This window comes from Stenotrophomonas maltophilia (assembly GCF_047782825.1).
Lineage (GTDB): Bacteria > Pseudomonadota > Gammaproteobacteria > Xanthomonadales > Xanthomonadaceae > Stenotrophomonas.
The window spans coordinates 2,783,557-2,802,667 of record NZ_CP180589.1 but is presented as its reverse complement, the minus strand read 5'-3'; the positions used below and the strand labels follow the sequence as shown (position 1 = coordinate 2,802,667).

At 64.0% G+C, this 19,111-nt stretch carries 17 protein-coding genes and 1 pseudogene; 10 read left to right on the top strand and 8 right to left on the bottom strand.

Annotation, left to right across the window (positions count from 1 at the left end; all coding sequences use genetic code 11):
• Window positions 1-1,329 carry an McrC family protein gene (locus ACM2ZB_RS13120; RefSeq protein ID WP_416055768.1) on the top strand — a complete coding sequence of 443 codons (1,329 nt, stop codon included), beginning with the start codon at window positions 1-3 and terminating at the stop codon, window positions 1,327-1,329.
• Between the two features lie 260 nt (window positions 1,330-1,589).
• Here the strand turns inward: ACM2ZB_RS13120 and ACM2ZB_RS13115 are convergent, their stop codons facing one another.
• The 5 genes from ACM2ZB_RS13115 to ACM2ZB_RS13095 form a co-directional block, all read right to left on the bottom strand.
• Window positions 1,590-3,026 (bottom strand): XVIPCD domain-containing protein, encoded by a 1,437-nt coding sequence (locus ACM2ZB_RS13115; RefSeq protein WP_416055767.1) that lies wholly within the window; start codon window positions 3,024-3,026, stop codon window positions 1,590-1,592.
• The gene (locus ACM2ZB_RS13110) at window positions 3,023-3,430 is read right to left on the bottom strand and encodes a hypothetical protein (RefSeq protein ID WP_416055766.1); all 408 of its coding nucleotides are present in this window, start codon (window positions 3,428-3,430) and stop codon (window positions 3,023-3,025) included. The genes ACM2ZB_RS13115 and ACM2ZB_RS13110 overlap by 4 nt, the downstream gene beginning before the upstream one ends.
• Window positions 3,431-3,941: 511 nt before the next feature.
• Window positions 3,942-4,304, bottom strand: coding sequence for a hypothetical protein (locus ACM2ZB_RS13105; protein WP_416055765.1), 363 nt, complete (start codon window positions 4,302-4,304; stop codon window positions 3,942-3,944).
• 99 nt (window positions 4,305-4,403) lie between these two features.
• A complete protein-coding gene (locus ACM2ZB_RS13100) occupies window positions 4,404-4,772 on the bottom strand; it encodes a hypothetical protein (protein ID WP_416055764.1) in 369 nt (122 codons plus the stop codon).
• A 486-nt stretch (window positions 4,773-5,258) separates the two neighbouring features.
• Window positions 5,259-5,474, bottom strand: a complete 216-nt coding sequence (locus ACM2ZB_RS13095; RefSeq protein WP_416055763.1) for a hypothetical protein — start codon at window positions 5,472-5,474, stop codon at window positions 5,259-5,261.
• Window positions 5,475-5,646: 172 nt separating this feature from the next.
• Here ACM2ZB_RS13095 and ACM2ZB_RS13090 point away from each other — a divergent pair.
• From ACM2ZB_RS13090 to ACM2ZB_RS13080, 3 genes and pseudogenes are all read left to right on the top strand, one after another.
• A pseudogene (locus tag ACM2ZB_RS13090) lies at window positions 5,647-5,811 on the top strand (imm11 family protein); the annotation flags it as partial.
• Window positions 5,812-5,976: 165 nt separating this feature from the next.
• The gene (locus ACM2ZB_RS13085; protein ID WP_416055762.1) at window positions 5,977-6,615 is read left to right on the top strand and encodes an imm11 family protein; all 639 of its coding nucleotides are present in this window, start codon (window positions 5,977-5,979) and stop codon (window positions 6,613-6,615) included.
• A 37-nt stretch (window positions 6,616-6,652) separates the two neighbouring features.
• On the top strand, window positions 6,653-10,006 hold the full coding sequence (locus ACM2ZB_RS13080; RefSeq protein WP_416055761.1) for an XVIPCD domain-containing protein: 3,354 nt from the start codon (window positions 6,653-6,655) through the stop codon (window positions 10,004-10,006).
• A 38-nt stretch (window positions 10,007-10,044) separates the two neighbouring features.
• Here ACM2ZB_RS13080 and ACM2ZB_RS13075 read toward each other — a convergent pair whose 3' ends face one another.
• Together ACM2ZB_RS13075 and ACM2ZB_RS13070 are read right to left on the bottom strand one after the other, a co-directional pair.
• Entirely contained in the window at window positions 10,045-11,337 is a 1,293-nt protein-coding gene (locus ACM2ZB_RS13075; RefSeq protein WP_416055760.1) for an XVIPCD domain-containing protein, read from the bottom strand.
• A gap of 27 nt (window positions 11,338-11,364) precedes the next feature.
• A complete protein-coding gene (locus ACM2ZB_RS13070) occupies window positions 11,365-12,225 on the bottom strand; it encodes a hypothetical protein (protein WP_416055759.1) in 861 nt (286 codons plus the stop codon).
• A 518-nt stretch (window positions 12,226-12,743) separates the two neighbouring features.
• Between ACM2ZB_RS13070 and ACM2ZB_RS13065 the strand changes: the two genes are divergently transcribed.
• The 6 genes from ACM2ZB_RS13065 (at window position 12,744) to ACM2ZB_RS13040 (ending at window position 18,518) form a co-directional block, all read left to right on the top strand.
• On the top strand, window positions 12,744-13,670 hold the full coding sequence (locus ACM2ZB_RS13065; RefSeq protein ID WP_416055758.1) for an XVIPCD domain-containing protein: 927 nt from the start codon (window positions 12,744-12,746) through the stop codon (window positions 13,668-13,670).
• Entirely contained in the window at window positions 13,670-14,299 is a 630-nt protein-coding gene (locus ACM2ZB_RS13060) for a hypothetical protein (protein ID WP_416055757.1), read from the top strand. Before ACM2ZB_RS13065 ends, ACM2ZB_RS13060 begins: the two co-directional genes overlap by 1 nt.
• Window positions 14,300-14,302: 3 nt before the next feature.
• Complete coding sequence (locus tag ACM2ZB_RS13055; RefSeq protein WP_416055756.1) at window positions 14,303-15,316, top strand: XVIPCD domain-containing protein; 1,014 nt, start codon at window positions 14,303-14,305, stop codon at window positions 15,314-15,316.
• Window positions 15,317-15,496: 180 nt separating this feature from the next.
• Window positions 15,497-16,636 (top strand): YncE family protein, encoded by a 1,140-nt coding sequence (locus ACM2ZB_RS13050; RefSeq protein ID WP_416055755.1) that lies wholly within the window; start codon window positions 15,497-15,499, stop codon window positions 16,634-16,636.
• 212 nt (window positions 16,637-16,848) lie between these two features.
• Entirely contained in the window at window positions 16,849-17,499 is a 651-nt protein-coding gene (locus tag ACM2ZB_RS13045) for a hypothetical protein (RefSeq protein ID WP_416055754.1), read from the top strand.
• Window positions 17,499-18,518 carry an XVIPCD domain-containing protein gene (locus ACM2ZB_RS13040; protein WP_416055753.1) on the top strand — a complete coding sequence of 340 codons (1,020 nt, stop codon included), beginning with the start codon at window positions 17,499-17,501 and terminating at the stop codon, window positions 18,516-18,518. Before ACM2ZB_RS13045 ends, ACM2ZB_RS13040 begins: the two co-directional genes overlap by 1 nt.
• A gap of 52 nt (window positions 18,519-18,570) precedes the next feature.
• Here ACM2ZB_RS13040 and ACM2ZB_RS13035 read toward each other — a convergent pair whose 3' ends face one another.
• Complete coding sequence (locus ACM2ZB_RS13035; protein ID WP_416055752.1) at window positions 18,571-18,978, bottom strand: XVIPCD domain-containing protein; 408 nt, start codon at window positions 18,976-18,978, stop codon at window positions 18,571-18,573.
• Window positions 18,979-19,111 lie beyond the last annotated feature (133 nt).

Sequence of the window (19,111 nt, the reverse complement as noted above, 5' to 3'; positions counted from 1 at the left end):
ATGGCCGTGCTGACCGTTCGCGAGTACGCGCGCATTGGCGTGTCAGAAGGTGGCCCGCGGCAGGAGGGGCTAGATGCCGCCTTCCTGCCGCAGGCATCCTTTGATTGGCTATGTGGCGAGTTCGAATGCTTGCGCGCTGGCGGAGCGGCGCTCATGCAGCGAGACGGCGCACGCTGGCTCCGTCTGGATCAGTACGTAGGCGTAATGGAATGTCCCGACGGCACTACGCTGGAGGTACTGCCGAAGCACGTTGCACATGCGGACGATGCGCTCGGCGCCCGACGGCTCCTGCGGCGCATGCTGTGCACTGTCCTGGACATCCCGCCGAGGGAAGGCAGTCCGGCCGATGTGACCCTGTTCGACACGCCGTTGAATGAGTGGGTCATGGGGCGATTCGTCTCCGCGCTGGATGAATTGCTGAAGCGGGGGCTTCGCTTCGACTACACCCGTGTTCGGGAGGAGCAGCTGTTCTTGCGCGGCCGACTGGACATGTCGCGCCAGCTCCGTCAATCGCCCACCCGCGCCCACGTATTCAACATCGAGCACGATGTGTTTAGTGAGGACCGCCCGGAGAACCGCCTTCTGCGCGTCGCCCTGGATCGCGTGTGTGCGCGTACGCGTAATGCTGGGACCTGGCGATTGGCGCAGGAACTTTCCACGCGTATGGCAAGCGTGCCACGAAGCACTCAGGTTGCCAGCGACCTACGCGCCTGGGTTGCCGACCGGCTGATGGCCCACTATCGCGACGTTCGCCCCCTGTGTGAGCTAGTTCTGTCGGGGCAAAGCCCGCTGGCGCTCGCAGGCGATTGGCGCAGCCCCAGCATGATGTTCCCTATGGAGCGGCTGTTTGAGCGCTACGTGGGTGTTTGTCTCGCTCGCCAATTCGCACCGGAGTGGCGGGTTGGCGGTGCGGCGTCGGAGTACCTGTGCCGCCATGGCGAAGCGAGCTGGTTCAATTTAATCCCGGACTTCTTGCTACGCCGCGGCGATGAACTGCGTGTCCTGGACACGAAGTGGAAAGTACTCGACGCGACGGCTGGCGACGCGCGGGAGAAGTACGGGCTCAAGCAATCCGACTTCTACCAGATGTTCGCCTACGGACAACGCTACCTGGGTGGGGCGGGGCAGATGGCACTGGTCTATCCGCAGCACGCTGGCTTCGCACAGCCTTTGCCGGCGTTCGACTTCAGCCCTGAATTGCAGCTTTGGGTTCTGCCATTTGATCTGGAACGCGGTCTGCTGGTGATGCCTGGTGCGTGGGATCCGCATGTGCAACAGGAGCTCCCCAAGCAGGCCTATGCCGAAATAGGCATGCGCGTCGCTAACTAGCTTTTGCGCTCCAAGCCAAGTCGCGGCCACAGAGCATCGTCCCGTTCTAGATCGTAATCATAGCCAAACGCAAGCGCCGCGTCGCGCGGCGGCAAGTCCGCATAGCAGCCCAACAAATAGTCACACAGGTTTCGTTCTTTTACTGGGTTCTGGTTGCAATGGGAGTTGTTGTAGCGCTCTACCAGGCGCACCGTTCGGACCTGCTCCGAACCAGCGGGTCATCGCTCAAGCGTTGACTCGGAGTCGAGTAGCCAACCCCTCTACATCGAAGGCGGGGAAACACGCTGCTGCTGTTCCTGCACACGCTGCATGTCCACGGCCTGCTCCCTTGCCTGTCGATGTCCGATTGCCTCAACCATCCCCATGCTCTCCTCCACCGGCCGCTGCGCAGCCTCTGCGGTCGCCATATGCGTGCGGATAGCGGCCGGGTTGGCTAGGTCGCCCTGGACCACAAAGATGTTCTGCGCAGCAGGTAAGTTGTCAGTTTGTTTGCTCAGCAGGACGTGGTCGGCGCGCGTGATTCCGGCGTCTTTGGCGGCAGCCAACAGACTGGCCGAAAGACGCTCACTGGTTTCGTCGAACGCGCGGCCATTGGCCCTATCTAAAATCTCGACCTTGCCACGGATCTGGTCAAACAATGCCTGATCGCCGACACTCAGTAAGCGCGAGGTGTGTGTCGCATTGTCTGCAACACGATCAGCCTTCTCCCCTGGAAGCCGCGTCAGGCTATCGGTGTTGTTCAACTCGATCCGGCCATATCCGTCCTTGCCCAGGTCGATGATCGGAAACACTTTCGCGTTGCCAAGATCCAGGCCGTTGCGCTCAAGTTGACGTGGGTCCAGCCCAAGCTCACGTAGATCTACCCGGATCTCGGCGGGGGGCCTACCCTGCCAAAGGGCTTCGTAGCCCTGCGCAATCGAGGAAATAGGTGAAGTGCCGTAGTAGTTTCGGTAGTCCGAATCTCCATTGCGGCCCAAGGTTCCGGCGCCGTCATAGAAGCATCTTTCAACTGCAGGAGTTAGCCGAGGCCCGTCCTTATGGGGCAGCGTACTCAAATCTTCGTAGCTGATGCCAGCGGCTAGCCGGGGAGCGTGGCCAGATCGGTCGATGCAGCGCGAGGTGGAATTTTGAGCGAGAAGCTGCTCCAGCTCAGCATCTGATGCATCGGGCGAGAAGTTTTTGTTGCGACTGTTGAGGGCGCGCAGGCCGCTGATCTCGGCCATCGCCTCCTCCTTTCGACCCCAGTCCAAATACGCTCGTACCTCCGCCGTTACGTCAACACGCTCGTCAAAATTTCGATATGCCTGGGTCATCGCAGCACCATAGGCATGCGTGAACTGTGAGAGCGCATCATCGCGATAGGGAGTCAGAACGCCATGCATGCCCTCGTGGCCCAGCACTTCGGTAACTAAGCCTAAGCGTGCGCTTCCACTCCATCTGGTGAAATTTGTGGCGCTGATGTAGACGGTACCGGGTTGGCCATCCTTGCCTGCTTCATAATGGCCGCCGTTGTGTTCGCCATGAGAGACCTTGATCGCCCCAATCTGCTTCTCTTCAGCAGCGTTACCCAGAAGCGCATGCAGATAGGGAGATTCGACTATGGACTGGCGGATGACCTCCTCCGCGCCCTTCGGTAGCCGAGGGTCCTTGGAAAGATTACTGAGCAAGGGCTCTACGCGCGCATCAACTGCCTTCATGGCAAGTCTCCTGCGAACCGCACTTCATAAACGCACGACTCCGCAGCCGTACCACCTGCAACGTAGGTCAGCAGATCCGCATAGAACACCGTGCTGCCATCGGATGATGCACGGCGATACTGCTGCAGGCGTCCTCTCTGGAACGCGCGTTCTCCGCCAAGCGTGTAACCGCTTTCCGTCAGCGCTTGTCCTGCGGCTGAGGAAGTCCAGAAGCAGGGAGCGTGCGGGTCATCGGTAAGTGGCTTCCCGCCGGGTCTGAAAACGGAAACGCCGTGATAGGGCACCTTCATGCCGCCCGCCAGACCGTCATAGTTGGCATAGAACGCGTAGCCATCAGTCATCGGTTGATCTTCAGCCTTGCCACCCGCACGCCCCGGTTCGAATGGCGTTAGCGTGATCTTCATGGCCTTGCTGAACGCATCTTCCGAAGCGTCGGTTGTCTCACGTAGCGAGGCCGCGTAGGCCACGAGGCGCTGTTGCAAAGTGGCTGGGTCTAGCGGCTGAGATGGCGCCGCTTCGCTCGGTGGCTGCCCCGCAACCGGCGTGAGGTCCGCTCCACTGGCCGTTGTGCCAGCCGAGGGCGTGCAGGCTGTGAGCGCAATGAACAGTGCGGAAATGCATGCAGTACCGGAATGCAGGAGTCGGCGCGCCGATAGCCGCCTGATGCGGGCCCCGCTGCCGTGCGCCGAGAATTTGGTTGGCAGAGAGTCCGTCCAAGAGCGTCTAGCGTGCATCAGCGCGTCCCATGCGGTGGTGGCCTCCACTATAGGGCGCCTATAGCACGCTGTTCCAGAGCAGCAGGACACACTTCCACACTGAATACGCAGTGTTGCGCAGGGCCCAATCGACAGCCATCCCCCTCCGCACTTCCACCATGGAGTGCCGGCGCACCGGGAACCGCAGTACTCACCTCCGCTATGCGCCCACCCGTTCCCCCAAAATCCGCCCACTCCAATGCGACATCAGCGGCACAACGCACGGAACATCAATCCATCTGTCCGCATACAGCACAATCACAAGCTGCTCGAGCGAGTTGTCCACGAGCATCACCGGCTTTCCATCGCAGCTCACCTCGAAGTACCTCTCCTCCGGCTGCAACCCGCCGCGCACCACGCCCCCGCGCACCAGCCGCACGGCATCCTCGCGCATGACAGCGAACTCCGCATCGGGTGCCTTTCGCAATATCCAAAGGTTCAACCCAATCCTGGGCAGATTCCGGTTGGCGACCGCCGCACACAGGAGTGTCAGCAGCACAACGCCATAGATCACAAGCCTCATGGGAAGCTCTACAGATAGTGGATGGACAACAAGGCGAGCGGGCCGCGTCAACGCGTCAACGGCCCGCAGCCTGGCGACAGAGGGCCGAGCCCAACCGGGCTACTCGCGCACCTGCAGCCGCTCGGTCACCTGCGCGGTCAGCGCCACGCAGGCCATCATCAGCCCTTCCATCACCCGGTCGCCCAGGTACTCCTCGGCGCCGCTGTTCTGCCGCGAACGCTCGCCGGCCAGCAGCACTTCCTGCACCACGCGCAGCCCGGCCAGGGCGCAATCCGCGTCGGCCAGTGCCAGGCATCGCCCGGGCAGCTGGTGGCGCTCCGGCCACGGTTGGCCGTCTGCCGCTGCGCCCGTGCCGATACGCCGCAGCGTGGCGACAAACGCGTTGGGATCGGCGTTTGGGTCGCACGCTTCTTCAGCGTTGGCTGGATCGCGCTGGGTATTCAGATGCAGATGTTCCGATGCGTTCATGGCAGTGCTCCGTGCAGGACAGACAACGGGCCACCGACAAAGGTGGCGGACGATGCGTGGCTCGAAAACCGGTTAACAACCAAGCCGGCGGGCACGAATGCCCCCACGCACCGCCCGCCATGGAACGCGAACGGATTGCCAGCCGGCGCCACGCAAAAGTGACGCCGGCTGACAAGCGTAAACACATGGTTGTTAACCGGGTTTTCGACGCCCGTGCCACCTCGTGTCAGGTGGCATGCCAAGGTGTACTCGCACGGTTGCGAGATGCCAAGAAACCGTGGCCCTTAGAGGCCGCAAGTGTTGACGCTTACGGCATTGTTGCATGGCCGCGAGTGCAGCCCGTCGCTTGCGGGACAAGGGCTACGCCCGATATTCAGATAACGGCAATTCGTTGAACGCCATCAAGGCTTTGCGACACCACGGGCGCCCGATTACGACAGGCCATCACGATGCCCATGGCCGAAAACGGGGCAAAGGCGTCACTGCTTAACATTGGCGTTCCAGCCCGGGTCGCGGCCACAGCGCATCATCGCGGTCCAAGCCGTAATCATCGCCAAACGCCAGCGCCGCCTCGCGCGGCGGCAGGTCTGAGTAGCAGTGCAGCAGGAACTCATCCATGCCGGCGTCGCTGTGGTCGATGGCGAACAGATGGAGAAGCGCCTTGTCGAAGGCTTCCAGCCATGCGGGGTCGATCTTGGTCATGGTCATCCTCCTGGGGGGAGGGGAGGATGGGGTGGTGGGGTCTCACGAGATGGGACGGGACTCCAAACCTGCGATGGATTTCGTAGGGTTCTGATTGCCCGCGGGCACGGACCGGCGTAGAACTACGGCAACGGATGCTGAGTTCGAGGCCGTGAAGTTCCATGACCTGACCGGCGAGGTGCGTCTGGCGTTCCACCCGGAAGTCCTGCGTGACGCGCATGTCTTCCGCCTAGCGTTTCATGGCGGTGTGTTTTGCGACAGCGTATTTTGCAGTGCCGTTGAGCGGGCGGGGATCATCTCATCCAGGCAGTCACTCGGTCTTTGGTTCTACGGCGTCGCCGCAGATGAGAGATGGCGGATGGGCATCCAAGTGCCGCGCCGCAGTAAGCCCAGATCAGGCGTGTGATCGAGAACCCATACGACGAGTTGACAGCTTGATCGCGGCGGACGGAGGGGTAAGCTCTCCTTCCAGAACCTGTGGCTAGAAGGACCGAAAAAGAGCATGGAACCGACTTCAAACAAGACGCCCCGCCGCGGGGAATTCTTCATCCTCGAAGCAGGCACAATCAGTGGTCCACGTTGCGGCGTCACCTTCACAAATCTCGAGCGTCTTCTGTCACCGCCCCGGCTGATCTTGCTGCCTGCGGAAGGAGGGATGCCGCTATTGCGAGAGATTCCGCGCTTGAGGTTTGACCCAAGCGATGGCCCGCCTCCGAAGGATCTGGAGCCAGGATTCAGCGGGTACTGGCTAGTTTCGAAGCGGCTCCATGACGCCATGGCGTCTATCGATCCCAGTGCCTTCGCCTTTACAGAAGTTGATTACTTGATAGAAGGCGGAATCAAGGGTGAGGTGCGCTATCTCTGCACCGTTGTATCGGTAATAGACGCGCTTGATGAAGCCGCATCTACTCTTCTGATAGATACTTCCGAAGAATTCATCAATGGAAAGTTCTACGATCTGAGTGGCGGTGCCAGCGTCACTTTTGACCGTAGCAAACTGGGTAACGCGCATGTTTTCAGGACCCCCTACACCGGAACCGTGTTCTGCGATCTAACCTTCCGGGAAGCCGTTGCTGCAGCTGGTATGGCCGTTGATAGCGACGCTGATGGACTGTGGTTCATTGACGCATCGGATATCTAGCTGACAAGAAGTCGAAAAGCAGGAAGGAGCCTGACTGATGCCTCGTAATGGACCGATTTTTCAGGATCACCATGCCATTGAGCAGCGCACCCTGGAGCGTAGCCCTTTGCTCAAGGCGCTGGCCGATGCAGGGCACTTTGATATCCACGCACCCGAGAACCGAATCTTCTTGCCGGCGGATCCTGCCTTCGCCCAGACACTAGGTGTCACCCCGCATAGCGGCGGCCCAATCGCGGACTATCAGATTGGCTTGCAGCAGCGCTTGAGGCGTTTGGAGCAGACCCCTGACGGTGCAAATGCCCTCAACGGAGATCCCTTGGCGTTGCAGCGGATCACCGGCCGGGTTGAGGCGTTGCGTGACAACGTTCGAGTTGGTCTGATCAATGGCGACCTGTACACAAATGCCCCTTACGGTCTCAAGTCCAGTGACATTCGACCACAGGTTCAGAGCTTCTTCTTCAATGAGGCGGCATACGGCCAGACCCATGCACCTCAACTTCAACAGCTGAAGAGCTTCACACCGGGTGACAATGGTTGGGCTGCTGTCACTCACGAAGAGCGGCGTGTCGTCACCACCGTTCAGCACGCTCAGACTATCTCCAGCCCCCTTACGCGAGGAGGAGACGGCGATCTGCAGCGGCAGCGCCTGTCTCAGGCAATTTCGAATGCCTATCAAAGCGGACGTCTGACCATGACGCCGCGGGGTATCACGATTGTGGAGAATTCTCTGGGGGTTGAAGCGGCAGCGCCACTGCGTATCCCGCGAGCCCAGGGCTTCGTTTCCATGGACCTCCTCATAGGCGAAGCCTCCGCCAGTCAATTGGTCCGCTCCGGCGGCCTGCTCGCCTCCGGCGCGGATGCCATCCTCACCACGCGGCGCATATCCGAGCACCTGCAGCAGGGCAACAGCACGGCCGCCCAGTCCGAGTTCAACCACGCGATTGCACGCAGTGGCGGTGGCTGGCTGGGAGGTATGGCAACCGCCTCCGTGATCGGCACGTCCAGCTTCGTGCCGGCGGCGGTGGTCGCGGCCGATGCCTTGTTCATGAGCAAGGCATTCGACAAGGGTGCCGACCTGCTCGACAACCGCGCGGTGTATCAGCAGGAAGACAATGCACGCGTGCAGTGGAAATTTGACGGCAACAACTGGCAGCGCCAGGCCAGGATGGAGGACTCGGCTGCCGGCCCTGGGGTTGCCACCGAGCACAGTGTCGGCGCCAGCTATGAAAAAGCACGCGAACTGGGCGCAAAGGCCAGCGTAAGTGCAGTGGAGCTGGCACTGAAGGCTGCGCCGGCAACGCAGGATCCCTTCAACCTTCCTGCCCGCGGCGATGAAGGAAATGGCTTCGGCAACCCAAACTGGCATCGCGATGCCCAGACCGAGCAATGGACCCGCCAGATCAAGACGGGTGTGTCCGGCGCCAACGATCGCGGCGTCTACGAAACCCAGACGGCGACACCTGAGCGCGCTGTAGAGCTGAACCAGCAGGCCGTGCAGCGCATCGAGGACAACATCGCCCATGGCAAGGCGGCGATTGCAGCAAGTTACCTGGAGAATCGTGCCGCCACGCGCGCAAGCGATTTTGTGCCCTTGGTGCCCGATGCTGTAGAGGCGGCGCGGGCCCGGCCGGACGCCATTCTTGGTTCGGACAACGTGCTCTACCAGCGTGACGAGGCGGGAACGTGGTCCCACGAGGGGCGCGTAGCACAGGGCAACATGGCGCTGGAACTGGAGGCGACGCGCAAGATCCAGCAGCCGTCGATTGAGGTCCTCGACCGTACTGTTGCCGCGCTTGAGGCGCGCCCCGCGCCTACGAATGCCGAGATGAACCGGAACGAGGTGCGGCATGGCTATGCCTCTGCCGGCATCTCGCCATCCCCGCAGTGGATGGAGGCCATCGAGCTGGCCACGGCGCGCACGCGTGCCCAGCACGGCATTACCGGCGCGACGATGCAGCAGCTTGCGCCTGCGGTTGAGGGCAATGCGGGCGAGTCACGCGCGATTACCCACTACCAGGTGGGTGCCGATGGTGTTGCCCATCCTGTAGCGACCACGACCACCGAGGAACTGCAGGCGGCATGGCGCGAAGTGCGCGAGCGTGCCGCCCAACAGGCCCCGGTGCCCGATTCGCCCGAGCTGCGCATCGCAGCACTGTCGCCGCGCGAGCAGGAGGCGTACCAGCAGGCGCTGCAGGAGGCCAACCGGCAAGGCGCGGCCACGGTGGACGCTGGCCAGGCGGCCATGGCGGCAGCGCAGCAGGTTCAACGCAGTGCACCCGTGGCTACGGAGGCCGACGAGGCGATGGCAGAAGCCCAGCGCGAGCAGATCCAGCATCGCGTGCCCGCTTCCTCTAAGCCCGCTGCCGCAGCTGCGCCCCCCGTGGCGGCGCCAGCGCCCGCCACTGAGCGTGATGCCCCTGAGATTGCCAAGCGGGAGGAGCCGCGGGAGGTGCGTCGTGAGCCTGAGGCGCCGCGCCAGGATGTGCCGCAGCAGGCAAAAGCCCCGGAGCGCACGCAGGAAGTGGCTGAAGCACCTACAGCACGGATGCCGCGGGAGCCAGCCGCTGACGTGGCCGCCGTCCCGGATGCAGTACCCCACCGCGCGTATGCGGAGGAGGCACAGCGGGCCCCGACCCAGGTTGCCCCTGAGCCGAAGCATGCGGCTGTACCACCGGTTACGCCTGAGCCCGTGCCGGAGGCAACTCATGCGCCGGTGGCGGAGCACACCCAGCCCGAGCTGCCTCCGTTCCCAGCACCGCCTGCGCACGTGGAGACACCCGAAGCGCCCGTCGCGCAAAACAGTGACGTGGCGCCTGTGGCGGAGCGGTTGGAGAAGGCAGCGCAGCAGGAGGATCCCGTCTCACCCACTCCAGCCGCCGAGGAGGGCACGCTGTCGAAAGCCGAGCTACGAACGGGTACCAGCGCTGCCACGCCGCACCCTGTGGGCGACGTGTTTGGCCCTGCTCAGCCAGACCATCCCGACCATGCCCTGTATCAGCAGGTCCGCCAAGGCATCGAGGCGCTGGACGCGAAGCATGGCCGGAGCTTCGACCAGACCAGCGAGCGCATGGCCGCCAGCCTGACTGTGCTGGCCAAGGACAACGATCTGGAGCGTGTGGACCACGTGCTGGTGAGCAATGCCACCGCCGAGCACCCGGCAGGTTATACGTTGTTCCTGGTGCAGGGTGAACCTGCAGACCCGGCACACCAGCGTGCGAGCATGCCCACGGAACAAGCGGCGCAGACCTCGGTCGAGGAATCGATGCAGCAGTTGGATGTGGTCAGCCGCGAGGCGCAGCAGCGTGCGGTGGCCAACCAGATGGAACAGCAGTTGGACGACCAGCGGGTGCAGCATGAGATTCAGATGCGGGCTGCGAGTGGTGGCGGTTAGGCGGCACAGTTGTTCCATGTGCCTGGCCCACGGACGGCTCACGCCATCCGCATCCCCTCCCGCTGCACCTGCTGCGCGCTTTCCACATCCTGCACCTGCCGCTGCGCCAGTGCGTCCAGCTGCCGGTAGCTCTGCTCGGCCGGCGCCTGTACGGCCTGCTCGGCAGACATCGCTACCCGGTGGTGGGCCGGATCATCCAGCGCGCCCTGCACCAGGAACAGGTTCTGCCCCGCACCTCCGGGGCCGCCGGCCCTGCCGAGCATCACGTGATCCACCTGACTGAGGTTGTTCTCCTTGGCCAGCACTGCCAGGCGCGCGGTCACGCCATCGGGGTCGTTGCCCAGCACCGGGCCGTGTTCGGCCTGCAGGCGGGCCACCTGGCCGCGGATCTGCTGGTACACCGGGTCGTTGGTGTGGTCGGGGCGGCTCGCGGCCAGCTGCGTTTGGCGGCCATCGCGCTCCAGCGGCTCGTTGAGCACGACCTTGGGCGTATCCAGGTGGGTGCGGTAGTTGTCCTCGGGGTGGAAGTGCGTGGCCTTCTCCGCGCGCTCCAGGCGCACGGCACGGGCGTCATCCAGCGTGGCGATGATCTTCGGGTTGTGCTCGCGCAGCGGGATGCTGCCTGGCACCTGCAGGTACCAGGCCTGCTCCTTTTCCGAATACATGTGGTACGAGCTGCGCGAGCCGATGACGTTGGGATTGCTGCTGGGCAGTGCCTCGGCCATCAGCGAGGCTTCGTAAAGGCCCAGCCGCCCGACATAGCCGGTGGCGCTGAGGACGGGCATGGCCAGGTACGCGCTGCCCAGCGTATTGACCGCGCGCTGGGTGCCGCCAACGTCGTTGTTGAGCATCTCCTTCCATACCTCCTCGGCCTTGCCTTCGCCGCGTTCCTTGCGGGTGGCTTCCAGCAACACGCGCGGGGTCCAGCAGTTGGGGTCGAGGTGGTGGCGTTTGAAGGCTTCATCGTGCGCCTGCTGCACATCGCGGCCGGGCAGGTTCAGGGCCAGGTCGGGACGCTTGGCCTCCATCCAGTGCTCGCGGCGTTCCAGGTCGCGGTGCAACAGGGTCTGGCCGAAGGCCTCCCACTCGCGCTCGGTCAGGTTGCGGTTCTGCAGGGCCGGGTTGCGGTCGTGCTGGTCGCGGGCCTGCGATTGCGCGTAGGCGTTGGCTACCTGGCCCGGCAGGTTGTCGTTGCGCACCACGCCCAGGGCCAGCAGGCCGTAGCCATCGGAATGTTCCTTGTGCGCCAGATAGCTCCAGTAGCGCTCGCGGTTTCCGTTGTCTGCGTACTCCTTGAGGATCTCCAGATCCTTGCGGGTCAATTCGCCCATGTGTCGTTCCTCCTGAACCGTGGTCGGTTACCGCAGTTTGTAGCGGGCCAGCAGGGCGCGCGTGGCGTCCTCCATGGCCTTCCAGTCCTTGAGCAGTGCGCGCGGGTAGATCGCGCGCACCGACAACCCATCCTGCGGGTCGGTGAAGGTATGCGTGCAGGTGGCCACCGGCACATCGGGATCATCCACCAGCGTGGTGCCCTGCACGGTCAGTCCCTCGTTCCCATCCTGCGGTGGGTTGCAGGTGATGAAGGTGGCCAGCGCACCCTGTGCGTCGCGCGCGATGTACCACTCCAGGTCGGTCTCGGGCGTGCGCACCGGCGGCGCGCCGCGCTGCGCGGTGTACGCCTCGGAAAACTGCGTCATGCGGGCTTCGTCGATGGCGTACGGGGTGAGCCCGAAGCGCGGCGTGCCGGCGGTGCGCAGGTCAAGCCGGCGGCGCGGGTCGTCGCGGTTGATCGAGCCATCCTCGGTGGTCGCTTCGGTGCTGGTCTTGCGCGGCAGCAGCTCGGCGATGGGCAGGGCGTCGATGTAATCCAGCGACAGGCTGATGGCGCGGTGGTGGTCGGACATGCTGCGCGAGGCGCGCGTGCCCGGCGGTGCCGCCTGCAGATCGGGCCACATGAGGGTGAGGCCCACGCCGCCGCCTACCGCCGGTCCCATCTGGTCGTCGTACAGGTTGGCGGGGAAGGCGTAGCGGTGCGGGCCCAGCGTGGCTTCCACGGGGGCTGTGGTGTAGGTGTAGCCGTCCACGGTATGGGACTGTGCAGTGTCGGTCATGGGGGTCTCCCGGTGCTCCGGTTCCTTGGAGGGGGCCTTGCTGCAGGCCGTGGTGCTGGCCAAGGCGATGGCCAGGGCCAACCAGCGGCCCGGCGGTGGCAGGTTCATGCGGCCGTTCCTTGCGGTGTACGAGGCACTATAAGACAGGTTCCGTAACGTATTCCACGAAGCCGATCACGCTGCATGCGGTTCTGGTGCGTTCAGCAATTTGTCGGGCTTTGCACATGTTCAGCTCGATCTCGAACAATTCCCAGATTGCCACGTATTGATGACGTGCCTGCGGTCGCGTCGTGCGCGCGGCCGGGCTGTGAAGCGCTACGCCCGCTACCCTGGTATTCGCCAATGGACTGCGGGTGGCCATGCCGCTGGACCTCACCCGTGAAGGCGGCAGCGCCGATAGGCGCTTCAGCCCGCAGTCGCAACCGGGCACGCCGGATAGCGTGCAGCCCTTCACTATCTTCACCGCCTGGCGGACGGTGCTGTGGATCTGCTTCCCATGGCTCAGTGTTCGCTGGTTCACACATTCAGCATGCCGCCGCTACGGGTCTCGTGCCGACCACATGCGGTAGAACCCACCTATGCGATCATCCCCCCAGGACCGCAGTACCCAACAAGGCTGAGCAGGCATGGAGCAAGCAACGCGCTACACGGTAACCGTCTTCCTGGCCGCGCCGGGCACCCCGCTGAAGAGTGGGGGAATATCGCCGCGCGGGCAGATGTACCTGCAGGTGGCCGCCGGCCAAGAGGCCCACAGCTACGGCTTCGCCCCGCCGCGCCTGCCGCCTGGGGAGACCGCCACCGGCGTGCAGTACGCCCAGGTGCGCCACGACGATGCCGACGAGCACCAGGACCCCTATTACAGCCGCACCCTGGAAATCACCGAGGAGCATTACGGCTGCCTGCGTGACTTCGCCGAGGAGCCGTCGGAATTCGAGTTCGACGTGGACCGCCCGGCCACCATCAACCGCTGCAGCGATTTCGTCTGGGCCGCGCTGCATTACGCCGGCCTGCACCCGCTGCCGGCGCCGTTGGATGGCGGCAGCGATCTGGGCGAGTTCGCGGTGCTGTTCAACCTGCCGGAAATCCAGTGCATTGCCGCACCGTTCCCGGCCAGTGATCTGAACGCTGAAAGCCATTACCCGATGCCCGAACGCGAGGCCGAGCATCACCGCCAGGGCGACCGCGCCGACCACGAGCCGCCGCCCACCCCGATCGAGGTGGCTGGCACCTTGCTGGACCCCTCGCACCCGGACCACCGCCTGTTTTCGCAGTTGATCCAGAAGGTGGCCGAGCTGGACGCCGTGCATGGGCGCACCTTCGACGACACCAGCCAGCGCATCAGCGCCAGCCTGCTGGTGCTGGCCAAGCAGAACAACCTTTCGCGTGTGGACCACGTGCTGCTGAGCCGCTCTACCCGCGATGCCCATGCGGCCGAAAGCATATTCATCGTGCAAGGCGACCGCAACGACCCGGCGCACCGCCGCGCCAGCATCGCCACGGAAGTGGCGGCGCAGACCGATGTGGCCGATTCGCTGCGGTTGAAGGGCCAGTGATGCGCCCGGTGCGTGTGCTGTGCGCATCGGCTGTGCTGGTGCTGCTGGCAGGCTGCGGCCTGTTCTCGCCACCGCCGGAGCCGCCGAAGCTGCTCACCCGTGCCGAGGCCGATGCACGTTCGGTGGTGCCGTTCACCCGTGGCGTGCGATTGGACAAGGCCGGGCGGATTGTGGACGTGACGTTTGATGCGCCGGCGGCGGTCGACCCGCAGATGTCGTGGTTGAAGCTTGGGCTTCGGCTGCATGGGGCCGAACAGAAGCCGGTGTCGGAAGCCACTGAAAACCTGAGGCAAGGGGTTCTGAAGGCGCGGATCGTGCTTCAACGCCTGGATGACTCCGGCCCCAAGGTCATCCCACTTTCCAGGCCGTCGAGCGGAGGCCGAGGCATGCAGGTGCTGCCTGAAGGCGGCTGTGTCGAGCGCCTGAGCCCGGGCGGCGTGGACAGCTACCCGTTGGAACAGGCTGGGCTGAAATCGAAGGACGTGTTCTACCTGATGTTGCAGATTGCGGATGCGGGGCTGATTGATGCGGGTCGCTACCGTGTAACGCTTGATCTTCTGGAAGATCGTCCGGATCTCAAAGATGTGCAACCCGAGTTCATTGCCGCGTACTACTCGCTAGGAAAGTAAATCATGCAGGACGCACAGGATCGCCGCACCGTAACCATCCATGTTGCCGCACCCGGCACACCGCGCAAGGGCATGCGTGCGGGGAAGGAGATTGATCTCGATGACTCCGAGGTCGGTCACATGTATCTCTCCCTTGATCGGGTGGGGAAGGGCGAAGATGCCCTGAGCTTTGGCTTTACCCGGAAAATCGGCCCTGACGGCAAGAGCTACGGAGAGGTGGACGAGCACGATCTGGAGGTCTACCAGAATCCGCGCTATCAGCGCACGATCGAGATTACCAAGGAGCAGTACGACAAGATCATCGAGTTTGCCCAAGCTCCGGAAAAACACGGTTTCGACAAGGACAACTACAACCTCGCGACCAACTCCTGCGTGGATTTCACCTGGGGTGCCTTGAACCATGCGGGTATCCACGGCAACACCATCTTCGGGGAATTCAAGACGTACGAAGGTACGTTGAAGGTGCTGGACAACATCGGGCCGATACAGAGCATCCGCCCACAGGTGAAGGGCAGTGAGCTGGACCGGGAAGAATGGAAGCCGATGCCCGCGCAGACCAACGCGATACAGCGGTGGTCCACGGACGCCAATGACCCCACCCGTGCGGATGCCTTGGCCTGGACCGGTACGCCGGGTGATCCCAGCCACGCCGACAACCCGCGTCTGAATCAGATCCACCAGCGCGTGGTCGCCATGAATGCGTTCGGCGCGGAAAGCACCAACATCAGCGCCAGCCTTCTCGCGCTTTCCAAAGAGCGGCAGTTCGCCCGCGTGGACGAGGTGCTGCTCGGCGAACGCCGTGGCGATGCAGCGCCCAACCTTTTCATAGTGCAGGGCGACCGCACCGACCCGGCGCACCTGCGCGCCAGCCTGCCGGCTGACGTTGCTGCGCAGACACCGGTGGCGGCGTCCTTCGAGCGCATCGAGCAGCTCGCCCAGACCCAGCCGCAGCGCGATGCGCAGCGCCTGCAGGAAGAGCAGCAGCTGCAGCAGTCGCACGGGCCCCGCATGGTGTGAGGGCACGCGCGCAGGTTGCGCGTCCGCCATGCCCCCGCAGGCGGACGCCACAGCCCCCAGCTGCTACCATTGCCCCGCTAACCCAGCCAGCCCACCCTGCGCAGACAGATGCGGGGCGGGCCGTCGCAGAACGGCCCAGCGAGCCAGGACACCCTCCCGTGCCCTTTCAAGGATGCTCGCATGAACCGTCTTTCCCTTCTGCGCTCGGCCACCCTGGCCGTAGCGATCTCGCTCAGCGTTGGCGCCCCGGCGGCCTTCGCCGATAACGCGGCCGCCACCAGCACCGCCACCGCCGTGCAGCGCCAGGCCATCGCCCAGGGCCTGTACGAGCTGGCCTTCAGCCCCACCCAGAACGCCGTGTTCGTCGCTTCGTCCGGTGGCTTCGGTGACAACGCCGGCCAGGCCCAGGTGCTGCGCCTGGACCCGGCCACGCTGGCCGTGCAGACCCGCATTCCGCTGGAGCGCAAGGCTTTCGGCGTGGTGCTGGATGACGCCCACAACCGCCTGTACGTGGGCAACACCGTGGACACCTCGGTGACCGTGGTCGATACCGCGCAGAACAAGGCCATCGGCACCGTGCAGCTGATGGAAAAGAAGGTGGGCAAGGACGGCAAGGCGTCCTACACCCACGACCTGCGCGAGCTGGTGGTCGACAGCGCCGCCAACCGCCTGTACGTGACCGGCCATTCGGCCGAGGGCAGCGTGCTGTTCGTGGTGGACACCACCACGCTGAAGCTGATCGATACCATTCCGGGCCTGGGCAAGGCCAAGGCGCCGGGCCTGGCGCTGGATGCGGCCAACAAGCGCGTGTACACCAGCAATCTGCTGGCTGACCTGGTGGTGGTGGGCACCGACGCGAAGAAGGTGGTGGCCCAGCACAAGATCGCCGCCGAGCAGCCGATGAACATTGCGGTGGACCCGGACGGCAAGCGCCTGTTCGTGACCGACCAGGGTTCGGAGATGATCCGCAACTACATGACCAAGAGCAGCGAGGGCTTCACCAGCAAGCACCCGGGCCAGCGCGTGCTGGTGCTTGACCGCAGCACCGGCAAGGAACTGGCCAGCATCCCCACCGATGCCGGCCCGCTGGGCATCCTGCTGGATGCACCGCGCAAGCGCCTGTACGTGACCAACCGCGATGGCGGCACGGTAACCGCCTATGACAGCACCAGCTACAAGAAGCTGGCCACCTACGCGGTGCCCACGCACCCGAACAGCCTCGCCCTGGATGCGAAGAACAACGTGCTGTACGTCAGCATCAAGAATGGCGAAAAGGATGCCAAGGGCAGCGAAGAAAGCGTCGCCCGCATCCAGTTGTAACGCACGGTAGCGCCGGGCCATGCCCGGCGGCTTCCCCCGGAAAAGGCAGGGTGCAGACCCTGCCTTTTTCTTTGCCGGCTGCCTGCCATCAAACCGCGGCCCCGGTCACCCTTCAGAGTTGCCCTACAGGTGTATTCACGGGCCCATGCGAAGATGCCGCTATCGGCCTGGCCACCTGTTGGCGCGGCCTCGAAGGAATGCCGACCTGACCCATGGACGTCCTGATGCCGAACTTCCCTTTGCCACGCCTGCGCTTGGCCGCAATGGCCTTTGGCCTGTCGATGCTGCTGGGCTGCACGGCCGAGCCACCTGCGCCCCCGCCGAAGCTGCTGTCTGCAGAGGAGGCCGCCGTACGTACGGTGGTGCCGCTGACCCGCCCGATTGCCTTGGACAAGGCAGGGCAGGTGGTGGATCTGGAATTCGAGTTGCCGCCGGCAGGGGAGGATGAGGTGCCGGTCTTGATGGTGGGCCTGCGTGTGTGGGGGGATGACGCGAAATCCGCCTTGGCTGATGAGGAGCGACTCACACAGCGAGACCTGCCAGCGCAGGTGCATCTGTACGCGGTAGTGCCAGGGGGCGCCGTTGACGTGCCACTGACATACTCCCAGAAGAATCAGCGCAGTGAGGCGAAGGTCGGTCCAGATGGTGCGGTGCCTCATACCACCGCTCAGAGCGCGGCAAGCGGATTGCGCAAAGCCGGGCTGCTGGACGGGAAGCGGGTCTACATCTACCGCAACTTCGCAGATTGGCGACCCGCCGCTGCCGGCAAGTACCGATTGACGATCAAGCTTTCCGAGGAGCGGCCAGAGCTCGCCGGGCTCGCCGCTGAACTTGTAATTGGATATCCATCGAGGCCGAAGTAATGAACAAGGACGATCGCCACACGCTCACCATTTACCTTGCGGCACCGGGAACGCCTTTGGCTGGCGGCGGCAGCTCGCTTACTGGGCACATGTATCTTGTGACGCAGCATGGGGAAGAGGCAAAGAGCTTCGGACTTCAGCCTGATGGGAACGGCCCTGCAGTGGGGTGGATGGATGAAAAGTTCGGCGCTGTGCCGGCGGGTGTTTCCAACCGGGACCTGAGGGATTACAAGGATCCCTACTACGCCCGAACGATCGAAATCAGCAAGGAGCAGTACGAAAAGATCCAGGAGTTCGCTGCCGATCCCGCGGCCTACGGCTTCGACATGAAGTACCACGGCGTTACCCACAGCTGCACCGACTTCGCGTGGGCGGCGATGAACCATGCCGGCATTCACCGGCAGACGTGGATGGGGGCGGACAAGGACTACGAAGGGCAGATGAAGGTGCTGTTCAACCTGCCCGAAGTGCAGAGCATCAAGCCGCCGTTCCCGGACAGTGATCTGAATACTGAGCATTACAACGAGATGCCCGAGCGCGATTGGCGCCAGAAAATGCTGTCGGAGAACGAAGCCCCCGCGTTGTCACCCGAACGCGCGGTAGCGTCCAGCAGCACGGATGCCCGCCACAGCAACGACCCACTCCTCGCGCAGATCAACCAGGGCGTGGCACGGCTCAATGCAGAGCGGGGCCACAACGTGGATACCACCACCAGCGAAAACGTCAGCGCCAGTCTGTATGCGCTGGCCAAGGCCAATGGCCTGACCCAGGTCGACCACGTACTGCTGAGCGATCGCACCGCACAGGCCGATGCGGCGCAGAACATCTTCATCGTGCAGGGCGAACGCAACGACCCGGCCCACCTGCGCGCCAGCATGCCAACCGTAGCGGCCGCGCAGACACCGGCGGACGCGTCGTTCGAACGTGCTGAACAGTTGTCGCAGTCCGCGCAGGTGCGTGCGCAGGAAGAGCTGCAGCAGCGCCAGGTGCAGGAGCAGTCCGGGCCGCGCATGGTGTAGGCGTTGGCTGACAGCTTGAGCCGAGCGTGGGCTCGGCTCTACACGGGGGCGATCAGCCCAGGCGGTGCGCCGGGTTCTGCTGCTGTTCCTGTTCGCGGGCCGGCTGTTCCGGTTGCAGGCCCATGGCCGGCTGCTGCGCGGTGATGCCCAGCTTCTGCAGAGATTCTTCGGCCGGGGTCTGTGCGGCTTCGGCGGTGGGCAGCATGGCGCGCAGGTGGGCCGGATTGGCCGGGTCGCCCTGCACCACGAAGATGTTGTGACCGGCCGGGTGCTGCGCGGTGGCGTTGCTGACCACCACGTGGTCGGCACGTTCCAGTCCTTGTTCGCGGGCCTTCACGGTCAGGCTGGCGGTCATGTTCTCGCTGGTGGTATCGAAGGCACGGCCGTGCTTTTCGTCCAGCGCGGCCACGCCCTGGCGGATCTGCTGGTGGAGACTGTAATCGGGGTGGTCGGGGGACATGGGGGCTCCGTGCGGCCGCTGCCGGCAGGCGTGGGGCGGCCAGTGTAGAACGTGGCGGCTGCGCCGGAAAACGGTTTCGCGCTAGCCTGTGACGGTGGACGCAGGGGATGGCGTCCGCAGAGGCCATGACAGG

What these genes read in the sequence shown, in the direction of transcription:
- ACM2ZB_RS13120 (WP_416055768.1), top strand. Translation starts at nt 1, where the DNA reads ATGGCCGTGCTGACCGTTCGCGAGTACGCGCGCATTGGCGTGTCAGAA.
- ACM2ZB_RS13115 (WP_416055767.1), bottom strand. Translation starts at nt 3,026, where the DNA reads ATGAAGGCAGTTGATGCGCGCGTAGAGCCCTTGCTCAGTAATCTTTCC.
- ACM2ZB_RS13110 (WP_416055766.1), bottom strand. Translation starts at nt 3,430, where the DNA reads ATGAAGATCACGCTAACGCCATTCGAACCGGGGCGTGCGGGTGGCAAG.
- ACM2ZB_RS13105 (WP_416055765.1), bottom strand. Translation starts at nt 4,304, where the DNA reads ATGAGGCTTGTGATCTATGGCGTTGTGCTGCTGACACTCCTGTGTGCG.
- ACM2ZB_RS13100 (WP_416055764.1), bottom strand. Translation starts at nt 4,772, where the DNA reads ATGAACGCATCGGAACATCTGCATCTGAATACCCAGCGCGATCCAGCC.
- ACM2ZB_RS13095 (WP_416055763.1), bottom strand. Translation starts at nt 5,474, where the DNA reads ATGACCAAGATCGACCCCGCATGGCTGGAAGCCTTCGACAAGGCGCTT.
- ACM2ZB_RS13085 (WP_416055762.1), top strand. Translation starts at nt 5,977, where the DNA reads ATGGAACCGACTTCAAACAAGACGCCCCGCCGCGGGGAATTCTTCATC.
- ACM2ZB_RS13080 (WP_416055761.1), top strand. Translation starts at nt 6,653, where the DNA reads ATGCCTCGTAATGGACCGATTTTTCAGGATCACCATGCCATTGAGCAG.
- ACM2ZB_RS13075 (WP_416055760.1), bottom strand. Translation starts at nt 11,337, where the DNA reads ATGGGCGAATTGACCCGCAAGGATCTGGAGATCCTCAAGGAGTACGCA.
- ACM2ZB_RS13070 (WP_416055759.1), bottom strand. Translation starts at nt 12,225, where the DNA reads ATGAACCTGCCACCGCCGGGCCGCTGGTTGGCCCTGGCCATCGCCTTG.
- ACM2ZB_RS13065 (WP_416055758.1), top strand. Translation starts at nt 12,744, where the DNA reads ATGGAGCAAGCAACGCGCTACACGGTAACCGTCTTCCTGGCCGCGCCG.
- ACM2ZB_RS13060 (WP_416055757.1), top strand. Translation starts at nt 13,670, where the DNA reads ATGCGCCCGGTGCGTGTGCTGTGCGCATCGGCTGTGCTGGTGCTGCTG.
- ACM2ZB_RS13055 (WP_416055756.1), top strand. Translation starts at nt 14,303, where the DNA reads ATGCAGGACGCACAGGATCGCCGCACCGTAACCATCCATGTTGCCGCA.
- ACM2ZB_RS13050 (WP_416055755.1), top strand. Translation starts at nt 15,497, where the DNA reads ATGAACCGTCTTTCCCTTCTGCGCTCGGCCACCCTGGCCGTAGCGATC.
- ACM2ZB_RS13045 (WP_416055754.1), top strand. Translation starts at nt 16,849, where the DNA reads ATGGACGTCCTGATGCCGAACTTCCCTTTGCCACGCCTGCGCTTGGCC.
- ACM2ZB_RS13040 (WP_416055753.1), top strand. Translation starts at nt 17,499, where the DNA reads ATGAACAAGGACGATCGCCACACGCTCACCATTTACCTTGCGGCACCG.
- ACM2ZB_RS13035 (WP_416055752.1), bottom strand. Translation starts at nt 18,978, where the DNA reads ATGTCCCCCGACCACCCCGATTACAGTCTCCACCAGCAGATCCGCCAG.